Genomic DNA, 16,306 nt, shown 5'->3' on the forward strand with positions numbered 1-16,306 from the left:
GCCTCGGAGCCGGCGGCCGACACCTCACGCAGCGACAGTCCACCGCGCTTTCAACCAACGAGGTGGCGGGCACGTTACGACGCCGGCGACACACCACCGTCCGCAGGCTCGCCACGCGGGTGACCGTCGGTGCCCACGACACGCCTGCTAGCATTTGCTAGCATCGACTTATGGCGAAAACACAACTCAACGTGCGCCTGGACGAGGACGCGGCCGACGCCGCCCGCCAGGCCGCCGAGACCAGGCACATGACCCTGCAGCAATACATCGAACACCTCGTGCGCAGCGACACCGATCCGCTGCGGGCGGCGTTCGTGGCGTCCGCGCGCGATGTGATCACGGAGTACGGCGATCTCATCGAGGAGCGCGCGCGTGCACCTCGCGGTTGACCTGACCTGGATCCTGGAGATCGCGCGCCTCGCAGGCGAACAGGATCCTTCCCCCGACGACTTCGGGGTGCCCCTGGCCGCGGTCGAGCGCCACAAGGCCGTCCTGTTCGATCGTGACGTCTACGACGGCGTCCACGCGCGCGCCGCCGCCCTCGCGCACACCCTGGGCCGCCTGAACTGGCTCGAGCGCTCGAACATGACGGTCGCCGTCGCGGTCGCCGTCGCCTACCTCCAGGCATCCGGCAGGTCGGTCAAACCCGGGCCCGAGGAGATCACCCGGCTCGTCGACGAGCTGCGCCGCGAAGACTGCAGCGCCCACTCCGTCACCGCCCTCCTGCGCTCCTGGCCCGCCTGACCGGCCCGGACACGCCGGTCGGCGGACGGGGATGCTCCCGGACCCACTCGACTCGCGAACCGTTCTCGCTCCCGGAGGCGAAAGATGCGGACCCCCTTCATGGTCGATGGTCTGTTCCCGGTCCGGGGTGATCTCCCATTCCAGGCCCGCGGGCAGTTCGGTGGCCAGGTGGCGGCGCAGCGGTTCGAGGACATGCGGGATGCCGTCGGTGCCGCGTCGGGCGTGCTCGACCTGCGGGACCCGCACCCACCAGGCAGCGATCGGGCGGGCGCACACGTCCGCGAATCACTGGCCGCGGCATCGTACGCGTCGCCGGGCTGGGCGGCCGCCACAGCCGTCCAGGCCCTTGCCGAGGCCCCCACCACACCGGGCGATGCCGCCGCACGCGCCCACGACCTCCTCGATCGCGTCCCCGTGCAACACCTGCGCGGCACCACCCGCGAACGGCTCGACCGCCTGACGTCGGCACTGCCCCGGGACCTGCAAGCAGGCTACGAACTCCGCGAACGCCTGAGGGAGTTGCCGCCGGCCGTCGACACCCACGGACAACCACCGACACCGTAGGACCACCGCAGCCGCCCGTGAGGCCGCCTCGCCGGGACTCGTCACCTCCCCTCGTTCCGGAGGCGGAGCCCAGGTGCATGTCGCCCGAGCGCGTTCGTCTCCTGGGGTGAGCCGCTCGCGCCGGGGAGCTCGGGATGTCGATCCACCGTCGGATACATCACCGGGTAGCCGGGATGTCCTCACGGTCAGTGGGAGGGGCGGGGCCCGGCGGCGCGGCGCAGCCGGTTGGCGACCGCTGCGCCCAGCCGCTCTTCCGGTGGCAGTGACGCGAGGATGACGTCGCAGTCGTGCTCGTCGAGTTCGCGCAGGAATCCGAACAGGCCGCGCGCGTATGCGGTCGTCGAGGCGGGCACCGCCACGATCGCGTGTGCCTTGACCGCCTCCTCGGGAACGGAGGGAGGAAGGAGGATGCCCACGCGCCGGCCCCGGTCCTGCGCGAGCGCCGCTTCGGCGGCAATGCGGTCGGGCGCGACGAGAACCACCGGGGCTCGCGGAGCGTAGTGGGAGGGATGTTGGCCCGGTACTCGGACACGGCTGGTCTCCGGAACCGGCAGGGCACGGCCGAGCACTGCTTCGAGGTCCTCGCGGGTCACACCGCCGGGTCGAAGGATGCCGAGGGTTTCGCTTGTGGCGTCGACGATCGTCGACTCGACGCCGACCCGGCACGGGCCGCCGTCCAGTACGACGTCGACGGCATCGCCGAGTTCCGTGCGCACGTGGTCCGCCGTGGTGGGGCTGACCGAGCCGAAGCGGTTGGCGGACGGGGCCGCGACGGCACCGCCGAAGGTGGAGAGCAGCGCGAGCGCCACGGGATGGTCGGGCACCCGCACGGCCACCGTCTCCAGGCCGCCCGTCACCTCCGGCGGCACGCGGCGCCCGCGCCGCAGGACCAGCGTGAGCGGGCCCGGCCAGAAACGCTCGGCCGGCAGGCGCGCCGCGGCCGGCACGTCGTCGACCCATGCGTCCAGATGCTCCGCGCCGGCGATGTGGATGATCAGCGGGTGCGAGGGCGGACGGCCCTTCACCTGGAAGACGCGTGCGACGGCGGCGGGGTCCTCGGCGTTGGCGCCGAGACCGTAGACGGTTTCGGTGGGGAGCGCCACCAGGCCCCCCGCGCGCAGTACGTCGGCCGCCTTCTCGATCTCGCCGGTTCCCGCCGTCACCCTCGTGGCCCCTCTCCCGGTACCTGCTGCCGGAGCCATTCTCCTCCTCGACGGCGCCGGCGCCGAATCAAGGCCGGACGGAACAACAGGCCGGGCGACGAACACTCGACGGTGCGGGACGCAGGACCGTCGTCGACGCCGCCCGCCCGTTCGCCGTCCCGCTCGTCGAGGACGACATCGCCGACACCGTGGGTGGTCGTCGTCCGACACACGTTGGTCACAACTCGCAGGCGGTCGGCTCTCGTTCCCGGGCGAAGGGGGAAAGGTCGGCGCCCGCCACCTGTGGGGCCGCCGTTTTCAGGCGCTCGGGCTCGGGACCGTCGGTTGGGTGGGCAGGCCGTGGGCGGTGACGAGTCGGGCGCTGCCGTCGGCCAGGCGGTAGGACAGGCCCACCACGGCGGTCCGTCCTGCGGCGACGCGCTCGGCGAGTTCCCGGGATCGGTCCATGAGGAGGTCGACGCTGTGCCGTATGTGCTCGGCGATGATGTCGTCGTCGTGGGTGAGCCCGGCCGCGCGGGCGGCCAGGATGCTGGGGGTGACGCGTTCGATGACGTCGCGTACGTACCCGGTGGCGGCGACACCGTCGGTCACGGCGGCACGGGCGGCGGCGACCGCGCCGCACGAGTCGTGCCCGAGCACTACGACCAGCGGGCAGTCCAGGACGCTCACGCCGTATTCGATGCTGCCCAGGACCTCCGGACCGGCCACGTGGCCGGCGGTGCGTACGACGAACAGGTCGCCCAGGCCCCGGTCGAAGATGATCTCGGCGGCCAGGCGCGAGTCGGAACAGCCGAAGAGCACCGCGAACGGGCGCTGGCCGGGTGCGGTCTGCGCGCGACGTGCGGCATCCTGGTTGGGATGCTGCGGAGTGCCGTCCACGAAGCGCCGGTTGCCGGCCAGCAGCAGTTCGACGGCTTCGGACGGGGTCAAAGCGGCGACGTCGATCATGGAGGCAGGCTACGTCCGATCCCGCTCGCCACGACATCGGGGTCCGCCGAAGGGCGAGGCGGATGTGGCGGACCACGATCGGGTGTCCGGCATCGCCCGGCACCGGGCCGGATCGGCAGCGCCGGCTGCCGGAGCCCCCGACACACAACAAACCCGCCCTGGGTCACGACGCCAGGAACAGCAGCCCCACACGGGGGCGGTCGGGCCTTCGCGCCGCCACCGCAGGCCGCTTCCGACCTTCTCGAAGGACGCAACTCGACCCGCGGTGCGGCGGGCCGACCGCCGATCCTGCGGTGCGCCGCTCGAACCCGTGACCGTCGGCGGGCGCGCGGACGCGGGCTGCGCACCCACTCGGCCCAACCGCCGCCGCAGGGGCTCGGCGCCCCACCCGGGCCCCGAGCCGGAACGACCCGTGACACGCCCGCGTGGAGGTGCGCTCCGAGGGCGGCGGTAGTTGCATGGACGACGACCGTGCCCGAGACCACGGAGGTCGACATGCACATTCTGCGCGCGGTGGAGAGCGAACGGACCCGCTGGTGGCACGCGATGGCCCGCAGGGACATCGCCCTGTGTGGAGTCGCCCTCCCGGGCGAGGCCGGCCCCACACCCGACGGATCCCTGACCGACCTGCTGTGTCCTCCCTGCATGTCCGCGATCGATCGAGGCGTCGAGAACGCCGAAGCCACGGCCTCCCGCATCGAGGCGGCGGCCATGGAGCAGCCACCCGCGCCCGGCCCGGCGTGACCGACGCCGCCCGAGGGTTGCCCCGCATGGGTCACGCGCTCGTCGACCGGTGCGGGCCCGAGGTCGTCGTGGACGTGGGCAGCGCACTGCCCGCGTGCCGGGGCTCGTTCGAGGCGGGCCGGTTTTCTGCGGTGGGCCGCGCCCTCGGTCACGGCCGCTGCCCGGCGTTCGACGCGCGCCCGCGACGTCTTTCGGGGGCCGGTCCCCGGACGAGGGGCGCGACGAAGGGCGACGCCGTGGCCTGCGCGTGGCGGTCGGCACCGGCCGGAACTTTCGGTGGTGCGGGTGCGGGTGCCGGGGGTGGGCCGACCACCCGGGCGCGCGGGGTGGCCGTCGCGCAGGTGGCGCACATCTCGGCCAACCGCCATACGCAGCCGAGCCGGTTGGGCACGACCACGAAGCGGATGGTGCCGGCGCAGCGGCGCGGGGTGCGCCCGTGCCAGGCGCAGCCCTCACTGTGGCAGCGGCACTTGGCGTCGGGGCGGGCGGGGCCTTCGGTGCGGGCGTGGAAGGCGAGGTGTTCCAGGGCCGCGGCGGGGCAGCCGCCGGGTTGCCGTGTCCGGCGGGGTCGGCCGGGCATCCGTGTCGGGCGCACTGGATCCTCGACCGTTTCAGCGCGGGGCGGCCGTGGGCGACAATCCGTACGGTCCACAGCCGTCCGGTGGTGTTCACGCAAGCGTCGGACATCGATGGGACCTCTTTCGTCGCCCCGGCCTCGCCGGTGATGACCCGTGGCCCGACACGATGGCGCCGGCGGGGCGTTCTTCGCGCGGCGGTCATCCTGCAAACGGAGCATTCGTGTCTCGAACGTGTGACGCGCCTGAGCCGATCGGGCACCCCGACTCCGGTGGTCCGCTCCGGCGGGCCGGATCGCACGGCGGGACGTGGCGCTTTGGGTGGCCACCGCCCCCGGGTCGTCCCGGGCTCCTTCGTCCTTTCCGACACGGCCGGAGGCCACGGCTGTGCTCTGCCGGATCCTGCCGCCGGTGCGTGCCGGGATGAGGAACCCGGTTGCCGGGGACCGCGACTCCCGTGGGTGAACTCAACCGTCGTGGTCGGCAAGGGGCGTGGGCGGGAACCGCTCCGCACAGGTGCCCGGGGTCCGCCGGAACGAAGGGGAGATCGGTGAGCGCGGTCAACTCCTACGACGCCGTATGCGTTGCCTGCGGCTCGCACGTCGCGGCCCGTACGGGCGTCGTCACCTGCGCTGCGGTGGGTGCCGACCGCAACGGTGCGCGGGTGCTGGTACGCACCTGGTGCGACGGTTGCGCACCGGACCCCGACCACACGACGGACCGGACGGCGCCTGTCGGCGTCCGATGCGCCGCGCGCGTTCTCGACCACGGATGACTTCGACGCGCGCCGGGCCTCGATGCAGCGCGATGCGGTGGCCGCCAGGCGTGATCCCGCAGCGGGTGGGAGGCCGGGCGCCCCCTTGGCCGGAAGTCCGCGCAGCGGCGCGGGAGTCCTCGGCGTCGGCGCCCAGACCTCTGCCACCAACGCCCGGTTCGAGGGGTGCCGTCATGGGCCGGCGGTTGGGCGGAGAGTCGGATCGAGCAGATTCGACCCGTCCCGGCTCGTCTGCCCGGGGCATTGTGGAGGCCGTGGCTGCTCGACCGCGGTTGACGATCGAGCGGGCCGGCAAGGGCCGGGCGTCGCCATTCGGCCGACCCTCCCGTCACCGTCACCCGGTCAGCCCGACAAGCCGCCTTGTGCATTGCTTTCCGCCGCGGCCGGCGAAGCACTCGGCACGATCGTCGGGGCCGGCACCGGTTCCTGCCGCCTTGCCCGGAAAAGCATGCACCGGGCTGCTTCGCCGCCGCAGGTGTCGGTCACCGGACGTCGAGGGCGGCCACCTGCCGCGGGCGCCTCAACTAGGTTGGCTCGCATATCGGTTGGGCAGGCAGCGCGACGTCGTGTGAGGAGATCGGGTGTACGGGGGCACGATCATCGGGGGCCGCTATCGCGTGGAACACGTCCTGGGAAGAGGTGGGTTGGGGGAAGTCTGGGAGGCGCTGGATCTGACGCTCGACCGGCGGGTCGCCGTCAAGTTCGTCACCGGCGTGATGCAGTACCCGGAAGCGGCCACGCGGTTCGCCCGCGAGGCCCGGACCCTCGCCTCGCTCCACCACGCGGGCATCGTCACCGTCCACGACGCCGGGACGATCGACCACGACGGCGGGCCCCTGCCCTACCTCGTGCTGGAGAAGCTGCACGGCTCGACCTGGGAGACCGCACAGGTGGACTCGGTCGTCGAGACCGGCGCCCGCCTGGCCGACGCACTCGCGCACGTCCACGAGGCGCGGATCCTGCACCGCGACATCAAGCCCGCCAACATCATGATCTGCCCGGACGGGCGCGTGGTGCTGATGGACTTCGGCATCGCCCGCGACGACGCCTCCCTCACCCGCACCGTCACCGCCCCGGGCAGGGCATTCGGCACCCCCGCCTACATGGCCCCCGAACAGCTTCAGGGCCACCCCGCCACGCCGTCCTCGGACGTGTACTCGCTCGGTCTGGTCCTGGTCGAGAAACTCACCGGCCACCGCCTGCCCGCCGAACAACTCACCGCGCAGGTCCAAGCCGTCGTCCCCGGGCATCTGCTGCCCCTGCTCACCCGCATGACCTCGCCCCGTCCCGACCAGCGACCCACCGCCGCCGAGTGCGCCGAACTGCTGCGGACGCCCGTAGAGCCGGCGAGGTCGCGCGGGCCGGTGCGACACGACGCGTTGGGACGCTTCCTCCCGCCGGCGGTACTGCTCACGCTGTTCGCGATCTCCCTGTTCCTGCCCGCCTACACGTTCTCGGGGACGGGTGAGGCCTGGATCGACGACCAGGACGGGCAATGGACGGTCAAGGAGGCCTTCGGCGGCGGCGGCCTCGTCAAGATCGGCGCCTTCGTCGGACTGGCGACGACCCTGGTCACGACAGTGGTGCTCGTCCCGGGCTCCGGCGTGCGCACGCGGCTGGCGGGCTACGCGGGAGCGGCACTCGCCGTGGGCTGCCTCCTGTGGCTGGGCTCGTCCAACCCTCCCTACTACGACCTCGACGACGAGGAGCAAAAAGCGATCCGCTCCGGAATGTGGCTCTTCTACCTGACGACGGCCGCCGGCGTCGCCACGTACATCCACCGCGACGTCCGTACCCGCAGCGGGACCGCACTGCCACGCGAACGGCTCGCCGCCCCGGCGATGCTGCTCACGCTGTTCGCCATCACCCTGTTCCAGCCCGCCTACCTGGACTCGAAAGGCTATTGGAGCGTCATGGAGGCCGTCGCCGGCGACGGCCTCACGAGCGTCGGCGTCTTCGCCGGACTGGCGACGACCCTGGTGGCGACGGCGGTGCTCGTCCCGGGCTCCGGCGTGCGCACGCGGCTGGCGGGCTACGCGGGAGCGGCACTCGCGGCGGGCTGCCTCCTGCGACTGCACGCGGCCCCCGACGCCGACCTCGACGCCGATCCGACCTACCTCGCGCTGCGGCTCTTCCACCTGACCTCGGCCCTGACCATCGCCACGTTCATCCACCGCGACACCACCAGGTCGTTCCGGTGAACCTCCCGCGACGGTGGCCGGGTCGGTGCAAGGGTGGGCGGGTGCCCTTCGCGGGGTCCACACATACTCGCCTGGTGGCGTGCGTGCGGGCTGTGCGCCGCGCGGGTCGACAGGGAAAGGCTCCGGCCGCGGCAACGCGCGGCCGGAGCCTTTCTCCCCGGAGGGGACTCCACTGGACATCACTCGCCCCTTGGTACCGCGCCGCCGGCCGGAGATCGAAGGCGCCGACCATTTCGTGCCGATGGATGCCGAGGAGATCGTCACGTAGATCTCCAGGGCGTCCCGCGTCGCCCTTCACCGCCCCCGCCACCCGCCGACAATGGCCCGAGTGTCCTCGCCGATGGCCCCGGCGTAGCGGGCCAACACGGCCGTTGTGTGCTGACCGAGCTGCGGCGCGGGCGCGAGTTCGAAGGGCTCCGAACCGGCGAACGGGGCGCCGGGCACGCGCAGTCGCCCCAGTCCCGGTGCGTCGATGTCGTGCCAGATTCCGGTCTCGGCGAGCGTCGGGTCGGCGAGCAGGTCGGCGGGCCGCGCGACGTAGGAGAACGGCGCGCCGTGTTCGACGGCCGCCGCGTGGACCTCCGCGTTGGTCCTCTCGGCGCACCAGCGGCCCACGAGGTCGCGCATCTCGCCGGCCAGGAACGTCTTGTCGGACATGCGGTCCCGGAGGTCCGGCCGCCCGATCGCGGCGAGGAAGGAGTCGATGTTGGTCGGATTGACGAAGATGCCGACGTCTCCGTCGCGGCTCGGGTAGTACGACCACAGCGAGTGGGTCGAGTTGCCTATGCGTTTGCCGTAGCCCGGGTAGGGCGGGTCGCCGTTGTAGGCCATCGGCCCTTGCATGTCCATGGCACTCGCCTGCAGTTCCTGCAGCGCGAGCTCGACGTAGGACGACCGGCCGGTCCGCAGCTGCCTGAGCACCGCGGTCATCGCCGCACCGAGCACCGACAGCGCGGCCTGGCAGCCTGCCTGGTCACCGTACGGCTTGACCGGCTCGCGATCCGGCGAGCCCATCAGCGACAGCTGACCGCCGGCGGCGAACGTCGTCAGCTCGGTGACGAGATGGTCCGCCTTCGGTCCGTCCTCCCCGTACGGCGTGACGGCGACGACCGACAGCTTCGGGAACCCGGCCGCAAGCCTTGGTTCGTCGAGGCCGAGTGCCTCGAGCTCGCCGCGGCGACGGTCCGTGACGAGCAGGTCGGCCGCCGACACGATGGCGGTGAGCGCCGAACGGGCGGCCTGCTGCCGCAGGTCGAGCACGACCGACGACTTGCCGCCGTTGAAGTACAGATGGGCGGCGCTGGACTCGCCGTCCGTCCGCCCGTCCGGGAATGCTCCGACGTGGCGCAGGCAGTCACCCTCGGGCGGCTCGACCTTCACGACCTCCGCGCCGAAGCCGGCCATCGTGCGGGTGGCGAGCGCGGTCGTCACGCCGCTTCCAAGCTCGACGACGACCAGACCCTCAAGCATGACGGCTCCTTCCCGGCTTCTCCTGCGGTTCCTTCGCGATGACGCCCTGCGCCTCGAGTTCGTCGACGTAGTCGTCGGACAGGCCGAGCCGGCCGCGGAGGATGTCGCGATTGTGCTCGCCAAGGCCTGGCGCGGCGCGGAGTTCGACGTCCAGCCCGTGGAAGTGCCACGTGGGTGCGGTCAGCTTCATGGGCGTCATGGTGGCGTGGTCGACGGTGCGCAGGAACGCTCGCGCGGTCAGCTGCGGGTCGTCACGGAGATCGTCCGGCGTGAGCACCGGCGACGCCGGCACGCCGACGGTCTGGAGCTTGTCGGCGACGGTCGCCGCAGGCATCGTCCGGGTCCACGCCGCGATTTCCCGGTCGAGGTCGTCGTGAGTGGCGCGGCGGGCGCGGGCGTCGAGCAGCCGTGCGTCGGCGGCGAGGTCCGGGCGGCCCATGGCCTCGGCCAGCCGGGTCCACTGCTCGTCGGTCGTGACCGAGACCGCGACCCAGGAGTCCGCCTGCTCCGCGGGTGTCCCGTCCGCACCCTGGCTGGGGTAGACGCCCTGTGGTGCGTGCACGGGGCTCCGGTTGCCCTGCCGTTCGACGTGCGCCCCGAACTGATGGGCGACGAGGGCGTCGCCGATGAAGGTGAGCAGAAGGTTGCGCTGGCTGACCTCGATGCGCCGCCCGACCCCGGTCCGTTCGCGGGCGACGAGCGCCATGAGAACTGCGGCCGCACCGCCCAGCCCGGCCACCGGGTCGCCGTAGGAGATCCCGAACTTCTGGGGTGGTCCGTCGATATAGCCGCTCAGGTGGGAGATGCCGCTCATCTGCTCGACGTTCGGCCCGTACCCGGGCAGCCGGCGTTCGGGTTCGAGGCCCGAGTACGCCGGGAGGGACACCATGATGACGCGCGGGTTGGCGCGGCGGAGTTGCTCGTATCCGAGCCCGAGGCGATCGATCGCTCCCGGTCGGAAGTTCTCGACCACGACGTCCGACATCGCGGCCAGTTCCTGGACGATCCTGCGGCCGGCGTCGGTCTGCAGGTCGATCGCGAGGCCGTATTTGTTCCGGTTGTACTCGTTGAAGTAGCGGCTGGTGTTGTAGGGCTCGGCGACCGATCGGTCCGGGACCGACACGGTGCGGACGTGGTCGATCCGCGTCGGGCCCTCGACCTTGATGACCTCGGCGCCGAGATCCGCGAGGTGCTTCGTCGCGAAGGGGCCGGCCCAGAACATCGAGAGGTCGAGCACGAGGAAGCCGGCGAGCGGCAGCTCTGCCCCCCCTCCCACGGCCGGCCGGTCCGTGCCGCTGGGTTCCGGGCTCACGGCGCGTCCGCCACTTTGGCACGGCGTAGCTCCGAACCCACGGGCTCGTAGTGCAGCAGCTCCGGTCGACCGACGAACAGCGAGCCTACGAGAGCGAGGAATTCGTCCAGCAGTCCGTCCTTCGCGAACGTGACGGTCTGGTCCTCGATGTGGTCCCATGTCGCCTCGATGACGTAGCGGGTCTCGTCCTCGACGCAGCGGAGCAAGCGGGCCGAGTGCCAGCCCCTTGCCCGCCGGTAGATGCCGTCTGCCTCGGCGAACGCGGACTCGAACGCGGCCCCGTCGGCAGCCGCCACGCGCAGGGCGGCGAGTTCGACGATCACGACGACTCGTCGACTGGGAACTGGATCGCCGCACCCGAGCCGTAGACCGGTGTGACGACGTCCTCGGCGAAGCGGTCGTGCGCGGGGTGCGCGAGGTACGCACGCCAGTCGGCCTCGTCGGCGAACCTGGCGATCACGACGACGTCGGCGTTGTCCCGGCCCATGCCGAGATCCCCGCCGAACGTGAAGGAGAGGATTCCCGGGATCTGCTCGGGCAGGGTGGCGAGTGCGTCGAGCACCGCCTGGCGCTGTTCGGGGGTGCTTTCCGGCTTCATCCGCATGCTCCACACGTGACAAATCATGGAAGTCTCCTCGTCTGGTCCGGCCGTGGTCGTCGGCCCGTGTTACTGGGCGAATACGTCGGTGTACAGCTGCTCGATCTCGGGCGCGCTCGGGATCCGCGGGTTGTTGGCCGGTGATCCGGAGGCGAGTGCCTGCTCGGCCATGAGCGATGTCAGGGCCGACCACTCGGCCGCCGGAATGCCGCATGCCTGCGGGTTCGGCACCTCCAGGGCCTCGTTGAGCCTGGTCAGTGCCGTGACCAGCGCGAGGCAGGCGGCCGCGTCCGAGTCGTCGTCCGACGCGACGCCGAGTACCCGGGCGCAGGTTGCGTACCGGTCCGGGGCGCCGTCGACGGAGAACTCGGTTACCACCGGCAGAAGCATGGCGTTCGACAATCCGTGCGCGAGGTGGAAGTGCGCGCCGATCGGGCGGCTCATGCCGTGGATCAGCGCCACGCTCGAGTTCGAGAACGCCATCCCGGCCTGGGTCGCGGCGAGCATCATGGCCGAGCGTGCGTCGTGGTTGTCCGGGTCCTCGTAGACGCGGCGCACGTTGGCGTAGATCGTGCGCATCGCGGGCAGCGCCAGGGAGTCGGCGAACGGATTCGCGCGCCGGCTGACGTATGCCTCGATGGCGTGTGTCAGCGCGTCGACCCCGGCGTCGGCGCTCAGTCGGGGTGGCATCGTCAGTGTCAGCCGGTAGTCGACGAGCGCGGCGACGGGCAGGAACGCGAGCCCGGCGCACAGCATCTTGTCGTTCGTCTCGGTGTCGGTGACGACGGTGAAGCGCGTGCACTCGGACCCGCTGCCCGCGGTCGTCGGGATGGCGATGATCGGAAGGCCGGGCGTGTCGGTCAGCGTCGGCGTTCGGTAGTCACGCATCCGCCCGCCCGACGCGGCGAGGATCGCGGCCGCCTTCGCGGTGTCCATCGGGCTTCCGCCGCCGAGTCCGACGACGCAGTCGAAATCGCCCGACCGCAGGACGTCGGCCGCGGCCTCCACGCAGTGGTCGGTCGGATCGGGAACCGTGTCGGCGAACACGACCGCCTCGATCCCGGAGCCCAACGATCCAAGGACACGGTCCACGACCCCGCTGTCGTGCAGGTAGGTGTCGGTGACGACGAGCGCGCGGCGACACTCGAGCGACGAGAGGATCGAACCGAGTTCCGCGCCGGCGCCTCCGCCGATCAGCAACCGTCGGGGCAGGTGGATGGATGCCGTCATGATGTGGTGGCCATGTCGTTGTCACTCCAGATCGCCAGGGCGTCGATGACCTCGACCTGCGCCCCGTGGACGCGCAGGGGGTTGATCTCCATCGCGGACAGTGCGGGCCCGCACGCGGTCGCGAGATCCGCGATCCGCGCGATGACCGCACCGAGGACGTCCAGGTCGGCAGCCTGCGAGTTGCGGGCGCCGAGCAACAGGGGTGCGCTCTTCAGGCTCATCAGCATCGGCTTGACGTCCGAGGGAACCACCGGAAGCAGACGAGCGCTGACGTCGCTGAGGACCTCGGTCCACGTCCCGCCGAGGCCGACGGTGAGCACCTTGCCCCACTGGGCGTCCGTCGTGATTCCGACGAGCAGTTCGAGAGCCGACGACCTCATCGGGCTCACGAGAACGCCTTCGAGTCTGGCCTCGGGGCGAGCCCGGCCGACACTGTCCATGATGGCCGTGAACGCCCGGCCCACCTCGCCCGGACCGGCCACGCCGAGACGGACGCCCCCGACCTCGGTCTTGTGGGCGATGTCCGGGGACGCGATCTTCATCGCGACCGGTCCCGCGAACTCCGCGGCCACGGCGATCGCCTCCTCCGGCGAATGCACGAGCCGACGCGGGACCACCGGGACGCCCCAGTCGGAGAGCATCTCGCCGGTACGGACCTCCGACCACGTGCCACGTCCCGGCTCGGGGGTGGATGTGTGGGGGTTCTCCGCGTCGCCCGGCGTGCGCTGTGACGCGTTCAGTCGCTGGTGCGCCCACCATCGCTGCCGGGCCAGCGCGGACAGCGTGATGTCGAGACCGCCCCCGAGGTAGGGGATGTCGAACTCGGTCAGACTCTGCTTCTGCCGATCGGTGAGGCCTTCGCCGGTGGACGAGATGAGGTAGGTCGGGATGCGTGCCTCGCGCATCGCCTTCGCTCCGTTGATGATCGAGTCGGTGGGCCGACTGCGCTTGCCGAGGTTCTCTTGGCACAGCACGACATCCGCCTGCCCGTCGTCCGCGACCGCGGTCAGGACGTCCGCGAGCAGTTGCGGGTGGCGCACGACGGCGCCGGTGAGGTCGAGCGGGTTGTGTGCGCCGGCGAAGTCGGGGAGCAGATCCGCGAGCCGCCGGCGGGTCGATTCGGCGAACTGCGGAAGGGGGATGTCGAGTCGATCGCAGCCGTCCGCGACAAGATCGCACACTCCCCCGGAGATCGCGGCGACGGCCACCCCGCGCAGCGGTTCGACGCCGACCTTGGCCAGCACTCCCGTGGTGACGACCAGGTCCTCGAGACTGTCGACGCGGATGATCCCGTCCTGGGCGAGCGCCGCGTCGACGACGGCGTCGTCGCCGACGATCGAGCCGGTGTGGGTGGCCGCCGTCTGCGCGGCGAGTTCGGACCGTCCGACCTTGAGCATGACGATCGGCTTGCCGACGGCGAGCGCTCGCTGTGCTGCGCGGCGCAGCCCGGCCGGGTTCCGGATCGACTCGGCGAAGACCCCGATCGCCTTGGTGGCGGGATCGTCGATCGCGAACTCGATGACGTCGCTGACCGTGAGGTCCGCCTCGTTGCCGGTGGCACACAGGAAGTTGATGCCGATGTCGTGCGCTGCGGCGTAGCCGGTCATCATGCCGCCGAGAGCACCGCTTTGGGTGACGAGGGCGATCGATCCGGGCGTGACGTCGCCGAGCCCCTTGCCTGCGGGGTACAGGAGTGTGTTGGTGGTGAAGTTCAGGTACCCGAGGGTGTTCGGGCCGAGGAGCACCTGTCCTTGAGCGCGGACCGTCTCGCCGATCCCCTGCTCGATCCGCCGGCCGGACGCACCGGACTCGCCGAACCCGGAGGACAGGACGATGAGGCTGGGGATGCCCACCCTGCCCGATTCGAGCACCGTGTCGAGTACCGCTGCCGCAGGCGTCATGACGTAGGCGAGGTCGACCTGAGCGTCGATCGCGGACAGCGACGGGACGGCGGCGACGCCGTGGACGGTCTCTGCGCGCGGATTCACCAGCTCGACGTCGATACCGGAGCGGATGAGTGCTTGGTACACGAGGCGCGACCACGCGGAGCGGTCGCTCGCGCCGACCAGCGCCACCCGCCGCGGGCTGAACAACCCCGCGACCCGCGCCGAGGCATCGGCGCCGTCAGGCCTGCGGCTCTCCGTCGGTGACACGGGCGTTCCTCCCTCGGTCTGTCGGTGGGAGTGATCCACTCGTCCCGTCGAGCAGGCGGCCGTCGTCGTCGAACGGGTCCGGCCCGGTGACGTTGACGATCCCGGGCCCGAACAGGTCGGTGCGCCGCCGCTTGAGCACCGCGATGTACTCCTCGCGAGGGGTGTTCGCGAGCTGACGGGCCGTGGGTGAGGTCATGGCGCTGCCGTCGGTCATGGCCGCCATCTTGTGGAGCATGTGGAGCCCCATGAGTTCGAGCGTCGTGTTCTCGATGCGCTTCTGGCTGGCCAGCAACTGCCAGTCGATCTTGCTCAGTCGCCGGACGAGACCGAGGGCCTCCGCACGCGCCTGGTCCGCGGGCAGGGCCTTCAGGACGAGGCCGATCCGCGCCGCGTCGGCACCGGAGATGCTGTCGCCGGTGTAGAGCAGGCGCCTGGACCACTGCGGTCCCGCGTAGTAGGTCCACATCGGCGCGGCCGTGGTCCCCATGTCCCGGATCGGGGGGAATCCGAGTTGGGCGTCGTCGGTGACGATCGCGATGTCGCAGAGCGCCACCAGTTCGGTGCCCGCCGCCAGGCAGTGGCCGTGCACGAGCACGACCACCGGCTTCCGGAACGTCCACAGCGAGCGCAGGAGACGCCGGGGGGCCTCGACGGTCTCCACGTGCTTGCTCATGTCGAGGTCGGTGTTGCGCGCGTTCGGTTCGGCCGCGTCATCGCTGCCGACGTCCATGCCACTGCAGAAGTCGGGGCCGTTGGCGGTGATGAGGACCGCGCTGACGTCGTCGTCCGCATCGGCCTCCGCCAGGGCGTCGCGCAGCTCCTCGAGCAACGGCATCGACAGCGCGTTGCGCTTCTCCGGGCGGTTCAGCACGAAGTGCCGCCACCCGGGCTCCTTGATCACTTGCAGGATCTCGCTCATTGCTGCCCTCTCGAAGTCGTAGCGGTCAGGGACAGGGTCGGTGGTGGTCCGTCGGGCGGGAGCACGATCTGGCGTTGCACGCCGAGCCCGGTGATGCCGAGCTCGACCACGTCGCCGGACCGGAGCCAGACCGGGGGGTGGTGTCCGAGGCCGACGCCCGGTGGGGTCCCGGTGTTGATGAGGTCGCCGGGCTCGAGCACGAAGAACTGGCTGAGGTAGTGCACGATGACCCAGGGGTCGAAGATCATCTGCGCCGTCGTGCTGCTCTGCCGCTGCACGCCGTTCACGGTCAGCCACAGGTCGAGGTTCTGCACGTCGTCGATCTCGTCGGGGGTCGCCAGCCACGGGCCGACCGGGTTGAAGGTCTCCGCGGACTTGCCCTTGGACCACTGCCCGCCGCGCTCGGATTGGAAGGCGCGCTCGCTCACGTCGTTGACGACCACGAAGCCGGCGACGGCCGCGCGCGCCTCGGTCAGGTCGGACAGGTACCTGGCGCGGGTTCCGATCACGATGCCGAGCTCGACCTCCCAGTCGAGCTTGGTGGCTCCGCGGGGGGTGCGGATGCCGTCGTTGGGGCCGGTGATCGAGTTCGGTGCCTTCGTGAACACGAGCGGTTCTTCCGGCACCGCTGCCCCGGTCTCGGCAGCGTGGTCCGCGTAGTTCAGGCCGACGCACAGAATCTGGTGCGGCCGTGCGATCGGGGCACCGATGCGCACGTTGCCGAAGGTGTCGACCTGCCCGCGGGCACTGCGTTCGTCCACGATCGACCGCAGACGGTCCGTCTCGCCCGCGGCGAAGAACCACTCGTCGAAGTCGCCGACCACGTCGGACACATCGACGTAGCCACTCTGGGCGACACGCACGACGGGGCGCTCTGCGCCGGCCGGTCCGATTCGCATCAGCCGCATGT

15 protein-coding genes are annotated in these 16,306 nt (G+C 71.3%); 5 read left to right on the forward strand and 10 right to left on the reverse strand.

Annotation, left to right across the window (positions count from 1 at the left end):
* Positions 1 to 170: 170 nt before the first annotated feature.
* From A3IC_RS0128135 to A3IC_RS0128145, 3 genes are all read left to right on the forward strand, one after another.
* Positions 171 to 389, forward strand: coding sequence for a hypothetical protein (locus A3IC_RS0128135; protein ID WP_020553410.1), 219 nt, complete (start codon positions 171 to 173; stop codon positions 387 to 389).
* The gene (locus tag A3IC_RS0128140) at positions 373 to 744 is read left to right on the forward strand and encodes a hypothetical protein (RefSeq protein WP_020553411.1); all 372 of its coding nucleotides are present in this window, start codon (positions 373 to 375) and stop codon (positions 742 to 744) included. The genes A3IC_RS0128135 and A3IC_RS0128140 overlap by 17 nt, the downstream gene beginning before the upstream one ends.
* An 84-nt stretch (positions 745 to 828) precedes the next feature.
* Complete coding sequence (locus A3IC_RS0128145; protein WP_020553412.1) at positions 829 to 1,308, forward strand: hypothetical protein; 480 nt, start codon at positions 829 to 831, stop codon at positions 1,306 to 1,308.
* A 185-nt stretch (positions 1,309 to 1,493) separates the two neighbouring features.
* Here A3IC_RS0128145 and A3IC_RS0128150 read toward each other — a convergent pair whose 3' ends face one another.
* Positions 1,494 to 2,471 (reverse strand): L-threonylcarbamoyladenylate synthase, encoded by a 978-nt coding sequence (locus A3IC_RS0128150; protein WP_020553413.1) that lies wholly within the window; start codon positions 2,469 to 2,471, stop codon positions 1,494 to 1,496.
* 297 nt (positions 2,472 to 2,768) lie between these two features.
* The gene (locus tag A3IC_RS0128155) at positions 2,769 to 3,419 is read right to left on the reverse strand and encodes a carbonic anhydrase (RefSeq protein ID WP_020553414.1); all 651 of its coding nucleotides are present in this window, start codon (positions 3,417 to 3,419) and stop codon (positions 2,769 to 2,771) included.
* Positions 3,420 to 3,890: 471 nt separating this feature from the next.
* Here A3IC_RS0128155 and A3IC_RS0128160 point away from each other — a divergent pair, with 471 nt between their 5' ends.
* Together A3IC_RS0128160 and A3IC_RS62770 are read left to right on the forward strand one after the other, a co-directional pair.
* A complete protein-coding gene (locus A3IC_RS0128160; RefSeq protein WP_020553415.1) occupies positions 3,891 to 4,163 on the forward strand; it encodes a hypothetical protein in 273 nt (90 codons plus the stop codon).
* A gap of 1,931 nt (positions 4,164 to 6,094) precedes the next feature.
* Positions 6,095 to 7,714 carry a serine/threonine-protein kinase gene (locus A3IC_RS62770; protein WP_052173839.1) on the forward strand — a complete coding sequence of 540 codons (1,620 nt, stop codon included), beginning with the start codon at positions 6,095 to 6,097 and terminating at the stop codon, positions 7,712 to 7,714.
* A gap of 294 nt (positions 7,715 to 8,008) precedes the next feature.
* Here A3IC_RS62770 and A3IC_RS0128180 read toward each other — a convergent pair whose 3' ends face one another.
* The 8 genes from A3IC_RS0128180 to A3IC_RS0128215 are packed head-to-tail and all read right to left on the reverse strand — an operon-like array spanning position 8,009 to position 16,304.
* A complete protein-coding gene (locus tag A3IC_RS0128180; RefSeq protein ID WP_040877287.1) occupies positions 8,009 to 9,184 on the reverse strand; it encodes a CaiB/BaiF CoA transferase family protein in 1,176 nt (391 codons plus the stop codon).
* Entirely contained in the window at positions 9,177 to 10,460 is a 1,284-nt protein-coding gene (locus tag A3IC_RS56940; RefSeq protein ID WP_158696125.1) for a CaiB/BaiF CoA transferase family protein, read from the reverse strand. Before A3IC_RS56940 ends, A3IC_RS0128180 begins: the two co-directional genes overlap by 8 nt.
* A gap of 32 nt (positions 10,461 to 10,492) precedes the next feature.
* The gene (locus tag A3IC_RS62775; protein WP_020553420.1) at positions 10,493 to 10,819 is read right to left on the reverse strand and encodes an antibiotic biosynthesis monooxygenase family protein; all 327 of its coding nucleotides are present in this window, start codon (positions 10,817 to 10,819) and stop codon (positions 10,493 to 10,495) included.
* Positions 10,816 to 11,121, reverse strand: a complete 306-nt coding sequence (locus tag A3IC_RS0128195) for a Dabb family protein (RefSeq protein WP_026218833.1) — start codon at positions 11,119 to 11,121, stop codon at positions 10,816 to 10,818. Before A3IC_RS0128195 ends, A3IC_RS62775 begins: the two co-directional genes overlap by 4 nt.
* 42 nt (positions 11,122 to 11,163) lie before the next feature.
* Positions 11,164 to 12,324 carry an iron-containing alcohol dehydrogenase gene (locus A3IC_RS0128200; RefSeq protein ID WP_020553422.1) on the reverse strand — a complete coding sequence of 387 codons (1,161 nt, stop codon included), beginning with the start codon at positions 12,322 to 12,324 and terminating at the stop codon, positions 11,164 to 11,166.
* Positions 12,321 to 14,477, reverse strand: a complete 2,157-nt coding sequence (locus tag A3IC_RS0128205) for an acetate--CoA ligase family protein (RefSeq protein ID WP_052173840.1) — start codon at positions 14,475 to 14,477, stop codon at positions 12,321 to 12,323. Before A3IC_RS0128205 ends, A3IC_RS0128200 begins: the two co-directional genes overlap by 4 nt.
* Positions 14,449 to 15,396, reverse strand: a complete 948-nt coding sequence (locus A3IC_RS56950; protein ID WP_020553424.1) for an enoyl-CoA hydratase-related protein — start codon at positions 15,394 to 15,396, stop codon at positions 14,449 to 14,451. The genes A3IC_RS0128205 and A3IC_RS56950 overlap by 29 nt, the downstream gene beginning before the upstream one ends.
* A complete protein-coding gene (locus A3IC_RS0128215; protein ID WP_020553425.1) occupies positions 15,393 to 16,304 on the reverse strand; it encodes a fumarylacetoacetate hydrolase family protein in 912 nt (303 codons plus the stop codon). Before A3IC_RS0128215 ends, A3IC_RS56950 begins: the two co-directional genes overlap by 4 nt.
* Between the last annotated feature and the right edge of the window lie 2 nt (positions 16,305 to 16,306).

Source organism: Embleya scabrispora DSM 41855, from assembly GCF_000372745.1.
GTDB lineage: Bacteria > Actinomycetota > Actinomycetes > Streptomycetales > Streptomycetaceae > Embleya > Embleya scabrispora.